At 63.0% G+C, this 12,112-nt stretch carries 14 protein-coding genes; 10 read left to right on the forward strand and 4 right to left on the reverse strand.

Going from position 1 to position 12,112, the window contains the following annotated elements; all coding sequences use genetic code 11:
• Positions 1 to 134: 134 nt before the first annotated feature.
• From H570_RS17105 to H570_RS0109700, 3 genes are all read left to right on the forward strand, one after another.
• Positions 135 to 1,142 carry a LysR family transcriptional regulator gene (locus H570_RS17105; protein ID WP_036135811.1) on the forward strand — a complete coding sequence of 336 codons (1,008 nt, stop codon included), beginning with the start codon at positions 135 to 137 and terminating at the stop codon, positions 1,140 to 1,142.
• A 22-nt stretch (positions 1,143 to 1,164) separates the two neighbouring features.
• Entirely contained in the window at positions 1,165 to 2,028 is an 864-nt protein-coding gene (locus H570_RS0109695; RefSeq protein ID WP_027080561.1) for a hypothetical protein, read from the forward strand.
• Positions 2,029 to 2,211: 183 nt separating this feature from the next.
• Entirely contained in the window at positions 2,212 to 2,976 is a 765-nt protein-coding gene (locus tag H570_RS0109700) for an SDR family oxidoreductase (protein ID WP_027080562.1), read from the forward strand.
• A gap of 339 nt (positions 2,977 to 3,315) precedes the next feature.
• Here H570_RS0109700 and H570_RS0109705 read toward each other — a convergent pair whose 3' ends face one another.
• Positions 3,316 to 3,573, reverse strand: a complete 258-nt coding sequence (locus H570_RS0109705) for a hypothetical protein (protein WP_169447760.1) — start codon at positions 3,571 to 3,573, stop codon at positions 3,316 to 3,318.
• A 137-nt stretch (positions 3,574 to 3,710) separates the two neighbouring features.
• Here H570_RS0109705 and H570_RS0109710 point away from each other — a divergent pair, with 137 nt between their 5' ends.
• From H570_RS0109710 to H570_RS0109720, 3 genes are read left to right on the forward strand one after another with little or no spacing between them, the layout of a single operon-like run.
• Complete coding sequence (locus tag H570_RS0109710; protein ID WP_027080564.1) at positions 3,711 to 4,511, forward strand: alpha/beta fold hydrolase; 801 nt, start codon at positions 3,711 to 3,713, stop codon at positions 4,509 to 4,511.
• A gap of 24 nt (positions 4,512 to 4,535) precedes the next feature.
• Positions 4,536 to 5,588, forward strand: a complete 1,053-nt coding sequence (locus H570_RS0109715) for an alpha/beta fold hydrolase (protein ID WP_027080565.1) — start codon at positions 4,536 to 4,538, stop codon at positions 5,586 to 5,588.
• Positions 5,589 to 5,599: 11 nt separating this feature from the next.
• Positions 5,600 to 6,298 (forward strand): HD domain-containing protein, encoded by a 699-nt coding sequence (locus H570_RS0109720; RefSeq protein ID WP_245559586.1) that lies wholly within the window; start codon positions 5,600 to 5,602, stop codon positions 6,296 to 6,298.
• Between the two features lie 261 nt (positions 6,299 to 6,559).
• Here H570_RS0109720 and H570_RS0109725 read toward each other — a convergent pair whose 3' ends face one another.
• Together H570_RS0109725 and H570_RS0109730 are read right to left on the reverse strand one after the other, a co-directional pair.
• Positions 6,560 to 6,970 (reverse strand): cupin domain-containing protein, encoded by a 411-nt coding sequence (locus H570_RS0109725; protein WP_084500040.1) that lies wholly within the window; start codon positions 6,968 to 6,970, stop codon positions 6,560 to 6,562.
• Between the two features lie 69 nt (positions 6,971 to 7,039).
• The gene (locus H570_RS0109730; protein ID WP_027080568.1) at positions 7,040 to 7,519 is read right to left on the reverse strand and encodes a carboxymuconolactone decarboxylase family protein; all 480 of its coding nucleotides are present in this window, start codon (positions 7,517 to 7,519) and stop codon (positions 7,040 to 7,042) included.
• Positions 7,520 to 7,865: 346 nt separating this feature from the next.
• Here H570_RS0109730 and H570_RS0109735 point away from each other — a divergent pair, with 346 nt between their 5' ends.
• The 3 genes from H570_RS0109735 to H570_RS0109745 are packed head-to-tail and all read left to right on the forward strand — an operon-like array spanning position 7,866 to position 10,545.
• The gene (locus tag H570_RS0109735) at positions 7,866 to 8,651 is read left to right on the forward strand and encodes an SDR family oxidoreductase (protein ID WP_027080569.1); all 786 of its coding nucleotides are present in this window, start codon (positions 7,866 to 7,868) and stop codon (positions 8,649 to 8,651) included.
• A 58-nt stretch (positions 8,652 to 8,709) separates the two neighbouring features.
• Entirely contained in the window at positions 8,710 to 9,222 is a 513-nt protein-coding gene (locus H570_RS0109740) for an OsmC family protein (RefSeq protein WP_027080570.1), read from the forward strand.
• A 21-nt stretch (positions 9,223 to 9,243) separates the two neighbouring features.
• Positions 9,244 to 10,545 (forward strand): cytochrome b, encoded by a 1,302-nt coding sequence (locus tag H570_RS0109745; RefSeq protein ID WP_425411559.1) that lies wholly within the window; start codon positions 9,244 to 9,246, stop codon positions 10,543 to 10,545.
• A 292-nt stretch (positions 10,546 to 10,837) separates the two neighbouring features.
• Here the strand turns inward: H570_RS0109745 and H570_RS17110 are convergent, their stop codons facing one another.
• Entirely contained in the window at positions 10,838 to 11,728 is an 891-nt protein-coding gene (locus H570_RS17110; protein ID WP_156899929.1) for a DUF1173 family protein, read from the reverse strand.
• Positions 11,729 to 11,919: 191 nt separating this feature from the next.
• On the opposite strand from H570_RS17110, the gene H570_RS0109755 reads away from it, so the two are divergent.
• Positions 11,920 to 12,112, forward strand: a 193-nt coding sequence (locus H570_RS0109755; RefSeq protein ID WP_027080572.1) for an IS3 family transposase, incomplete at its 3' end; no start/stop codon positions are given.

The following is a 12,112-nucleotide window of genomic DNA, read 5'->3' on the forward strand; positions in this document are numbered from 1 at the left end:
GCACGCCGATCATCTCCTTTACATGCATTGACAGGCATTAACTGGCGCTTGAGGCGTCTGGGCGCGCACGGTAGGCGAGCGGTTCGCATCGCGAGATCGAACGCCCCGCCCTCACCAAGCCGGAAGCCGCTGCCATGCCCCCCTCCACGCTCCTCGCCCCTCCCACGGATCCCCTGGCCACCAGCTTCGCCACGACCTACGCCGGTGTCGTCGCCTTCATCGCCGTGGTCACGGAAGGCAGCTTTGCGCGGGCGGGCGACCGCCTGGGCATCGGCCGCTCCGCGGTGAGCCGCAATGTCCAGAAGCTGGAGGACCAGTTGAACGTTCGCCTCCTGCATCGGACCACCCGGAGCACCTCTCCCACCCGCGAAGGCGACCTGTTCTATGCGAGCTGCCATAGCGGAGTCGCCCGGATCGTCCAGGCAGTCGAGGAAATGCGGGATCTTCGGGATGGTCCGCCGCGCGGCCATCTTCGCGTCAGTTCAGCCACCGGCTTCGGCCGCAAGGTGGTGGCACCACTGCTGCGCGAGTTCCAGGCCATCTATCCAGAGGTATCGATCGACCTGCTCCTGAGCGACAAGCCGACCGACTTCACATCCGACCGCGTTGACATCGCATTCCGCAATGGCCGCATGGAGGATGCCGACATCATCGCCAGGCAGATCATCCCCATGCAGCTGCTGGTCTGCGCCTCGCCCGAGTACCAGCAGGCACACGGACTGCCTGCCGTGATGGACGACCTGGCCAATCACGAATGCATCAACTATCGGCTGGGTTCCGGCCGGATCTTCGAATGGGAATTCAAGGCGGAGGGCCAGATCCGCAAGATCCTGCCGCAGGCCAGGCTCACCTGCAACGATCCCGAAACGGTGCTGCAGGCCGTACTCGACGGGCAAGGCATCGCCCAGATGCCGGGCTACCTGGCCTGCGAAGCATTGAGGTCCGGCGCACTGGTTTCCTGCCTGACGCAGTACGCGCCCGATGACAGCGGCCATTACATCTGCTACCTGAGCCGGCAGCACATGCCGTCGCGCATGCGGGTGTTCATCGACTTCATGACGGCCAGGATCCGGGCTTCGGACCTGCAGTGCCTGACCGGGCTGGCATACGGCCTCGACAACCCGGCGCGCCAGGCCGCTTGATACTGCACACACTCTCGACGCCATGCTGAACATCCTGCTGCAAACCACGATCGACGACGTTCCGGACGACTGGAACATCGGACGTTTCAGCCACCTGGCTGAATTCCTGTCACAACTCAGGGACGACCAGGGCCAGCTTGCCTTCGAGGTGACTGCACGCAATCGCGCCGCGCGCGGGAAACCGGATCCCGTGCTGTCGAACCTGCACGACTCCGGCTACCAACAGCTTTGGCTCCTCGCCGTCGACGGCGGTGACGGCCTGGCTGCCGAGGACTGCGCGGGCATCAGCCGCTTCCGCCAACTCGGTGGCAGCCTGATGGTCACGCGCGACCACATGAACCTGGGCAGCTCGATCTGCAACCTGGGCGGCGTCGGCGCCGCGCACCACTTCCATAGCCACAACCCGGAGCGCAACGAAGCGCGTCGGTGCGTCGACAACCTCTTCTCGTCCCCGATCTCATGGCCCAACTACTACTCCGGCGCGAACGGAGATTTCCAGCGAGTCCGTCCGGTCGGCAACATCCATCCGGTGATGCGGGACAGGCACTCGCCCACTGGCGTCATCCAGTACCTGCCGTCGCATCCGCACGAAGGCGCAGTGAGCGCCCCGCCGGACGACCCGAGCGCCCGCGTCATCATGGAGGGACAGAGCCTGGCGTCGACCCGGCGATTCAACATCGCCGTCGCCTTCGAACGCTCCGGACACGGCGGGCGCGCAATCGCCCAGTCGAGCTTCCACCACTTCACCGACTACAACTGGGCCCCCGAAGCCGGCTGCCCCTCCTTCGTGAGCGAGCCTGCCGGCGATGCAATCACACGGTTCCCCGAGGCACTCCGCTCGACGAAGCAGTACGTCCGCAACGTCGCCTTCTGGCTCGGCGCCTGAAGTCGACCGGCTCCAGAAGCCTGCCATCATCGCGGCTGCACGTATCCGGCATTGATGCATCCAGGGAATCGCTGCAGTTCCGGCTATGGAGCTACCGCAGCACGAAGGCGCCTCCTAGCATCGAAGCGCAAGCCGGGATGCGAACGCGTGACACGCCAGCCGGCACCTCACCAGGAGGCAGGCATGAACATCATCGTTATTGGCGGAAGGGGCCTGGTAGGCCGGAACATCGTCGAGAGGTTGCGCGCACAGGGCCACCGTGTGTCGGCTGCATCCCGTTCGACCGGCGTTGACCTGGTGACAGGGCAAGGGTTGGCCGACAGCCTGGTTGGTGCAGACGTCGTTGTCGATGTCAGCAATTCACCAACCTTCGACGACATGGCTGCCTTCGAGTTCTTCAAGACCGCCATCTCCAATCTGATCGATACCGAGAAGCGCGCCGGAGTGAAACACCACGTATCGCTTTCCGTGGTCGGGACTGGCCGCCTCGATGCAAGCCCCTACCTCCGCGGGAAGGCGCTGCAGGAACGCGTGATTGCCTCATCGGGTATCCCGTTCACCATCGTGCACGCCACGCAGTTCTTCGAGTTCCTCCTCGACATCATCAACTACGCCATCGACGGCCAGGCGATCCACTTGTCGCCAGCCTACATCGAGCCCGTCGCCTCCGATGATGTCGCCTCGACGATCGCGCGGGCTGCCACTGAAGTGCCCGTCAACGGCTCGATCGAGATCGCCGGCCCGGAGCGGGCCCGGATGTCCGAGCTCATCCGGCAATTCGTCATCGACATGGAAGCACCCTACGAGGTGTGCACCGACCCCGAAGCGCCCTACTTTGGCGCCACGCTGGACGAATGTGTTCTGCTCCCACACGAAGATGCCGAGCGCGGGGAGCTGGGTTTCCAGGCCTGGTTCGAACGGTCGCAGTACGCGCGCGCCAGCTGGTGATGCCCCGTTCCGGGCGTTGATGTCACCTGCGCGTCAGTGCAATCCAGATGCATGAGATTTAATCCCTGCCGCATACGCTGCGATCTGGATTGATGCCTGCGCGACAACTCGGTGGCTACCGGTTCCCGTCTTCCGCTCATCAGCGCCCGAACCCAGAATTGCTCCAGCTTCCCCCCATGGCAACGAAGACGACGGGTGTCAGGTCGTCGAGGCGGCTGTAACGGGACGTGCACTTTCCACCCGTTCGTGCACGGGACAAACCCACGTTGGCGCGGCGTCCCCGCGGAGTACCAATCAGCCACACGACGACGCCTTGGGCGGGAAGCCTCGGTCCCCGAATCAAATCGACCCGGGAAGGCCGCATAGGGCATGCCGCGGCCAGTCCGCAAGCGCGGCCACGCCGGCGAGCATGCCACCGTCGGCGTGCACCAGGTACGCGCGAAAGAACTCCGGCAGGTCCCGGTTGATGAAAGCGGCATGCGTGACGCGCGTGCCGTATGGGAATTCTTGCCAGACCTCGACCGTCGCGTTCTCCAGCCGCTTTTCAAGCATCGCCCTGCGGGCGCAGCACATGGAATCCCGGTGCGATTGCTGCACGCAACGCAACACGGCGGGGCATTCCGATGCCTTCCGACACCGCGTTGCACTTCCTATCTTGAAACCACGCCGCAGTACCGGGATGGCGTCAAGCCGATCCCGGTCGGCGCAACTTCACCCAATCCACAGAGGTCCCCATGAATACCTTGATCAAGCGACTGGCGCTCTTCGGCGTCCTGTCCATCGCCTTCACTGCGCTCTGTGCCGAACCGAAGCAAGCCGCGCATCCCACTGCCAAGCCGACGATCGTTCTCGTCCATGGCGCATTCGCCGATTCCTCCAGCTGGAATGATGTGGCAAGCGACCTCGTTGTCCGCGGCTATCCCGTCGTCGCCGCAGCCAATCCCCTGCGAAGCGTCAAGTACGACGCTGCCTATCTCGACGCCCTGCTCGAAACGATCGATGGACCCGTCGTGCTGGTCGGTCATTCCTATGGCGGAATGGTGATCAGCGGCGTCGATTCCGGGCGCCATGAGATCAAGGCCCTGGTGTACGTCGCCGCATTCGCACCGGAGATGGGCGAAAGTGCCGCCGGCCTCTCTACAAGGTTTCCAGGGAGCACGCTCGCTGCCGCCCTCGAGCAGCCCGTCGCGCTGCCCGATGGCAGCAATGATCTCTACATCCAGCAGGCACGCTTCCATCAGCAGTTCGCGGCTGATGTCCCCGCTGGCCCGGCAGCCGCAGCAGCGGTCGCCCAACGACCCGTGACCGACAAGGCACTGAACGAAGCATCCGGCCCGCCGGCTTGGGGATCGATTCCTTCGTGGTCAGTCTTTGGCAGCCTGGACAGGAATATTCCACCGGAAGCCCTGCGCTTCATGGCCCGTCGTGCACGGTCGCGCCGGATCGTCGAGATCGATGGCGCCTCGCACCTGGTCATGGTGTCGCACCCGGACGAAGTGGTCCGTCTCATCGTCGAAGCTGCGAACTCGCGCTGAGCCCGCAACAGCCGGAGAACTCCCATGCAGGAACATATCGACAAGCGGCGGCGCGCGATCATCGGAGGCGCCGCAAAGGGGGTCGCCCTGGGCGGCATCACCGTGGCTGCCGGCCGTTCCTTGATCACGCGCGCAGCCGCCACGCCCCCACGCGCCGGGCTGCGCGCCGAACTGGGGCAAGCCAGGACGATCAAGGCGGGCCAACTGGAGGTGGCCTACTTCGAATCCGGTCCGCGGGACGGCAAGCCCGTCCTCCTGCTCCACGGGTTTCCGTACGACGTCCATAGCTATCAGGAAGTCGCGCCGCTACTGGCCTCACGGGGGTGTCGCGTTGTCGTCCCCTACCTGCGTGGACACGGGCCAACGCGCTTCATTGATGCCGACGAGCCTCGCGCGGGACAGCAGGGTGCGATCGGCGCGGACGTGATTGATCTGATGGATGCATTGGAAATGCCCAGCGCCGTCCTGGCTGGCTATGACTGGGGTGGCCGGGCCGCATGCGTGGCCGCCGCGCTTTGGCCCGACCGGTGCCGTGGCCTGGTCTCCGTGAACAGTTACCTGATCCAGGACATCGCGCACGCGGGGCGGCCTGCGCCCGCACGCATCGAATGGGGCTTGTGGTACCAGCACTACTTCCAGAGCGAACGCGGCCGCGCTGGCTTGACGGCAAACAGAAGGGAAGTCGCGCGGATCCTGTGGGAGAACAATTCACCGACCTGGGCATTCGACGATGCGACGTTCGAGCGCAGCGCCAAGGCCTTCGACAATCCGGATTTCGTGGACGTCGTGATCCATTCGTATCGTCACCGGATGGGTTTGGCGGATGGGTTCGCCCGCTATCGGGAGATCGAGCACCAACTTGCCTCGCTGCCACCGATTACCGTGCCTGCAATCACCCTGGACGGTGATGCAGACGGCGTTGTCCCAGCCACGGACGGCAAGTCCAGCGCGGCACTGTTTGCCGCTCGCAGGACGCATCGCATCGTCCAGGGGGTCGGCCATAACCTGCCGCAGGAAGCACCACGAGCATTCGCCGACGCGGTGCTGGACCTGCTTGCCCCAACCGGATCTCCATAGGAGGAACTCCCATGCAAACGCTGTCGAGCATCGGCCGGGCGTTGCCCTCGTACTCGCCCTATTCCCGTGAGCCCGCCACGCGCACCCTGGCCGGGATCACCTTGCCGGACACACTCCTGGTCTCGCGGGCGATCGAGTACGTGCGCGAAAGCTCCGAACCCTACCTCTTCAACCACGTCATGCGGTCTTGGCTGTTCGCAGTGATACTGGCGGACCGGAAGGGCGAGCCCTACGATGCCGAGGTACTGGCAGTTTCGACGCTGCTGCACGATCTCGGCCTGACGAAGGCGGCCAGCGGCCCCCTGCGTTTCGAGGTGCAAGGCGCCAACGCCGCGCGTGACTTCGTCCGCGGCGAGGGCGTTGATGAACGTCGCGCCCAACTGGTATGGGACAGCATCGCACTCAACTCCACACCCTCGATCTGCCTCCACAAGGAAGCCGAAGCCGCGCTGTGCACCCGGGGTGTCGGCATCGACTGGGGTGGATGGGGCTATGAGTCGATTCCGCAAGCCGACATGGCACGGATCCTCGAGGCGTTCCCCCGCCTGGGCATGAAGCACCATTTCGCGCATGCAGTTTGCAGGATCGCCGAGGCGCAACCCGAGACCACGTACGACAACTTCGCCAGGGATTTCGGCGAACGTTTCGTGCCCGATTACGATCCGCCTTCAGCGGTGGATGCGCTGCTGGAATCTCCGTTCGAGGAGTAGCGCTGTTCCGGGAGCCGACTGGGCGGTTCGCGATTGCCAGTTTGGAGTCGTCCTCCGCCCTGCCCGGTCGGTGCCCCTCCGCGATACGCTCAACCCTTCGGGACAGGACTGCGCACACACGATCAGCCTGGGTTCGACCCGCGAGAGTGTATCGGCAGATTGATCCCCTTGATGCGCGCAGAAAAGGGGACCCCGGTTTTACCCGGGGTCCGAGAAGTCCTGAGGAAAACGCGGCTCTCTGCCGAGATTCGGGACGCTGCATCAGTTCGCGGGGATCACCGCTGGCTTGCCGGCGTCCTTGATCAGGAACGCGAGGAACCTGGCCGGCTTCTGCGAGCTCGCATTGCGCCCGACCGTATGCAGGTCTTCCGGACGCTCATGGAATGTGTCGCCAGGACCCAGGGTGACTTCGCTGCCACCGGCAACGCCCATGACGACGTTTCCTTCCAGGACGTAGACGAACGCCTCCGCATCGTGGCGATGGACCGGATCGACCGCCCCTGGCGGGAACTCGACTGACAGGAGCAAGACTTCCTTGCCCGGGAACTCAGGCAATGGTTGGGTCATGACCGGCGTGGCGATCGGCTTCGGCGCGGTGGTGGCGGGTTCCTGCGCCATCGCCGCGACTGACGAGAGCAGCAGGCAAAAGCCGAGGCAATGATGGATGTGCATCGATGGCTCCTTTCGTGGGCTGTTGGGGGAAGAGGCCGGGCACCCGCGGTGCCAGGTCCATGCCGCGGATCAGGCGAGCTTCGCCTTGTCCAAGCCGTACGCCTTGTCGCGACTGCCCGGTACGGTCCTGAAGCCGATGTTGATCCGGTTCCAGGCATTGATCGACGCAACGATGAATGCCAGGTCGGACATTTCCTTCTCCGAGAGCTGCGCACCAACGCGCTCGTAGTAGTCATCGGCGACTCCCTGTGCCGGGATCTGCGTGAGCACTTCGGCCCATGCCAGAGATGCACGCTCACGCGGGTTGAACAGCGGCGACTCGCGCCACGCGGGGAGATGGAGGATGCGCAGCGGACGTTCGCCGCGGATCGTGGCCTGCTTGACATGCATGTCCAGGCAGAAGGCACAACCGTTGATCTGCGATGCGCGGATCTTGACCAGGTCCTGGATCGACTCCTCGATGGTTGTCTTCTTGAACAGCGCGTCCAGCTCGACGAGCTTCTTGGTGAGTTCCGGGGATTGCTGCATGAAATCGGCACGTTGGCTCATGTCGATGCTCCTTGAAATTGGGGGAAAGTTGGGAGCGACGCGAAGGTTTGCGCGCCCGGGACCGACGCTAGACGGCGCCTCAAACCCGCGGTAGACCCGCGTGTGGACGCATGGCGTTGCGCGTTCGGAAACAGTGCCGCTGCCGCGACTCCCGCCGCCTGGTTACGCAGTGTCTTGCCGCCACAATCGAGCCGCGCGGGATTGATGCGCAAAGGGCAACACCATGCGTGCGAACACAGGTCTTCTGCCGTCTGCAGACTCTCCCTAGCATCCCCAGGTGCTCCCGAGCACCTCCTGGAGCGGAGTTCCAATCGATCTCCCCCAAACCCCAGCGTGGAGAAACAACATGAAATTCGTAGTGATTGGTGGCACCGGACTCATTGGCAGCAAGGTCGTCGCGCGACTCGCCGGGCAAGGCCACGAAGTGGTTGCGGCGGCGCCTTCGACCGGCATCGACATCCTGACGGGCGAAGGGCTCGACGCTGCCATGGTGGGTACAGACGTAGTCGTCGATCTGGCGAACTCGCCCTCGTTCGAAGACGCCGCAGTGCTCGACTTCTTCCAGACAGCTGGCCGCAACGTGCTGGGCGCCGAAGCCAAGGCCGGCGTCGGCCATCACGTGGCGCTGTCGGTGGTGGGCACCGAGAAACTGGAAGCCAGCGGCTATTTCCGCGGCAAGATCGCGCAGGAAGCATTGATCCGTGAATCCGGGATTCCCTACACGATCATCCACTCCACCCAGTTCTTCGAGTTCCTGCCGCGCATGATCCAGTCGGCCGCCGACGGCAACACGGTGCGGCTGTCACCGGCCCTGGTGCAACCCATCGCCGCCGAAGACGTCGCCAAGGACGTGGCACGGTTGGCACAAGAAGAGCCGGTCAACGGCATCATCGAGATCGCCGGGCCCGAGAGCGAGTCGCTGGCCAGCCTGGCCAAGCGCTTCATGGCGATCACCGAGGACCCACGCGACGTGGTCAGCGACGTACACGCACCCTACTTCGGCGCGGAGCTCGGTACCGACACGCTGATGCCTGGCGCGTCCGCCTGGCACGGCGAACTGAGTTTCGACCGATGGGTCATCGATCAGCCCCGCTTTGTCCCAGCCGACGCGCCGCGCGCACAAGCGTCGTGATGCCGGCAGTACACCGGCCTCGCCAGTCCAACTTTCCGATCATGCCAACGGCCTTCCCGTGACTCCTTTACAGCCGCCGCCACAGAGTCTCCTGGACAAGTACCACGGCGAGGATGCCAAGCCGATCTACACCGGTCGCGTGCGCGTGACCGGCGGGGAAGCCGCGCATGGGCGCGCTTCAGGCATCGTGAAATCCGATGATGGTGCACTCGATGTCGCCATGCGCCTGCCACTGGAACTTGGCGGACCTGGTGGCGGCACCAACCCCGAGCAGCTGCTGGCGGCTGGCTATGCAGCCTGTTTTCATGGTGCCTTGAGCCTGCTCGCCGCGCGTGCAGGGATCGCCCTGGTCGATGCCAGTGTGGAAGCCACCGTGACCGCCGCCCGCGACCCGGTCGACGGTCTATTCCTGCTTACGGCTGAGGCACGGATCAGCCTGCCCGGCCTCGATCGCGCACTCGCGGCGGAACTGGTCCGCAACACAGAGCGTATCTGCCCCTACACCAAGATGTTCCGCCAGGGCATCAAGCACGTCATCGCCCTCGCCTCCGGCGAGTCTTCGTTCGACTAGTGCCGGAGTGAAGCCATGGCCCTGAAGATCGTCCGCCTGCATCCGAAGAATCGCCTGCTGGGCTGGATCGAGGATCGCCTGCCCTGGCTGTCTTTCGTGTCGGCCCACACCGCGACCTATTACGCGCCGAAGAACTTCAACGTCTGGTATTTGTTCGGCGCATTGGCGGGGGTGGCGCTGGTCAACCAGTTGCTCACGGGAATCTTCCTTGCGATGCACTTCAAGCCGTCCGCGGCCGAGGCATTCTCGTCGGTCGAGTACATCATGCGCGACGTGCCGTGGGGCTGGCTGATCCGCTACATGCACAGCACCGGCGCTTCCCTGTTCTTCATTGTCGTCTATCTGCACATGTTTCGTGCGCTTCTGTACGGGTCGTACAAGAAGTCGCGCGAGCTGGTCTGGGTGCTGGGGATGCTGGTGTACCTCGTGCTGATGGCCGAGGCGTTTATGGGTTACGTGCTGCCATGGGGCCAGATGTCGTTCTGGGGCGCCAAGGTGATCATCTCGCTGTTCGGCGCGATACCCGTCGTCGGCAACGGCCTGACCGAGTGGATCATGGGCGACTACCTGCCGGGCGACGCCACCCTCAACCGCTTCTTCGCATTGCATGTGATCGCGTTGCCACTGGTTCTGCTGTTGCTGGTGACGATCCATATCCTGGCACTGCACGAGATGGGCTCCAACAATCCGGACGGAATCGAGATAGGCGACAGCCTCGATGCGAAAGGCGTACCACTTGATGGTATTCCCTTCCATCCCTACTACAGTGTCGAGGACCTGCTCAGCACGTCCATGTTCCTGCTCGTGGGCGCCTTCATCATCTTTTTCGCCCCCACTTTCGGCGGCTGGTTCCTTGAACACGACAACTTCGTCGAGGCCAACCGCCTGGTGACGCCGGAACACATCAAACCGGTGTGGTACTTCACCCCGTACTACGCGATGTTGCGCGTCGTACCTGCATTCCTCGGAATCAAACTGTGGGGCGTTCTGGTCATGTTTGCGGCAATTGCAGTGCTGTTCTTCATGCCGTGGTTGGATCGCGGAAAGGTGAAGTCCATCCGCTACCGTGGCCAGGGCTACAAGGTCGCACTTGGACTGTTCGCATTGTCGTTCCTGATGCTCGGCGCCATCGGTGCGGGCGTATTCGCCCAGGCGCTACCGCAGTGGCTTGGTCACGACGTGGACGCCAACCGCATCGAAACCTGGTTCGGACGCTTCTGGACGGCCATCTACTTCGGGTTCTTCGCTTTCGTATGGGCGTATACGCGCTTCGGCTTGGAGAAGACAAAACCGGTGCCTGAGCGCCTTACTTCGCATACCTGAGGCGACCGACTTGCCCAGAGCTGCGGTTGGTGCGCAGCCGCCGCCAAACCGGTCATGGAGTCGATCACCCCCAATGGCTCTTGCTCCCTGATCGGCTGGAGGACTACGTCCACGAAGACAATCCGACGCGAGTCGCTGGCTCCCCACATCAGATTGCAACGAAGCACCTAGCCGGATGCCTGCCCAGGTTCGCAACGGACCACAGATACCACGCCCTACCTAGAGATGAATCTTCTTTTGTCGGAGCGAGACCGCTTCAAGTGCGGACATGCTTTCGTCGCGCCAGCGACGATCAGCAGACGCCTGCGCCTTTCAATGCCGTTTGCAAGCCCCAATCCAGCCCATGGATTCGCTCGTAGTTGCACTCGACGGCAGCCCATGATGGTGGAGGCAACTCCACGACACTCCCATCGCACATCAACTGCCCGCCACGCACATCATCGACGACGACGACATGGACGCTTGTCATCGTTCGAAGCATGCTTAGTTTTTCTCGGAATCTGGCCAAGTAATCAAGTGTCCTCATACCGCGCACCTCAATGACGGTGATTGGGTTTGTGTCATACAGCACAAAATCAGGCAGACAGAAGTCGGTCGTCCGATAGATTTGCGGCTTGGCAAACACCCTTCTCGCATATGTCAGATTCATCGCCACCTCAGACTCCAATCTCGAGTCGACCGGTATGAAGTTCGCCGCGGCAAAGCGAAGGGCCCCGTTCAGAACGCGCAGCATCCCCGCATCGTCCCGAAAAATACGCCCGGCGAACAGCCCGTACAGATCATCCGATCTGCGAAAAAGCTTCCTGGCAACGAAACGGCAGCATGGGAACCCGCTCCGATCGACGATTGTTTCCCACTCCGACGACTTGATCAGGAGCGGCTGCCGCAGTCCTTCCAGTGGAAGTCCGATTACCCCATCCCCAAACATCTCCATCGGCTGATATAGCCTTTTGCCTCCTGCCAGCACGCCACACACAACCGCAAACTTGCGACTCCTTGTTTTGGCTTGCAGCCTAGGGGACTCCTGCAGATCATCTACTCCAGCCAGCAGCACCACAGATGCCCCCGGCAGTCCGTTGATCACGTTTTTCGATCGTGCCGACGCCAACCTGCTGCAGAAATGCACCGGAAGCTCCGGGAAGTTCGCAGCGAGATTCCCATGTAGTTCGCTGGTCTGGGTCATGAACTTTAGGTACGTAGATAGGCCAATGCTGCCGCGCACTTCGCTCGGATCAGGATCCGTCGTGCCGCGCGCCTTTGGCCTTTTCGGTTTTAATTCAAGGGATGGCCTCAACTCAAGCGAATGTCGAAGTGGACTGCTGCCGGTTTCACAGACACCTGGTTTAGGTGTGATGATGAAACCGGAGGTGGCAAATGGCAAAGCGGACCTTTACCCGAGAGTTCAAGGTTGAGGCGGTCAAGCTGGTGCGGGAGCGGGGAACATCGGTGGCGCAAGCCTCCCGGGACTTGGGGATCCATCTGAATGTGCTGCGCAAGTGGCTCAAGGATTACGACCAGGACCCGCAGCAGGCTTTCCCGGGCCAAGGGCAGATGAAGCCCGAACAGG

This window comes from Luteimonas mephitis DSM 12574 (assembly GCF_000422305.1).
GTDB lineage: Bacteria > Pseudomonadota > Gammaproteobacteria > Xanthomonadales > Xanthomonadaceae > Luteimonas > Luteimonas mephitis.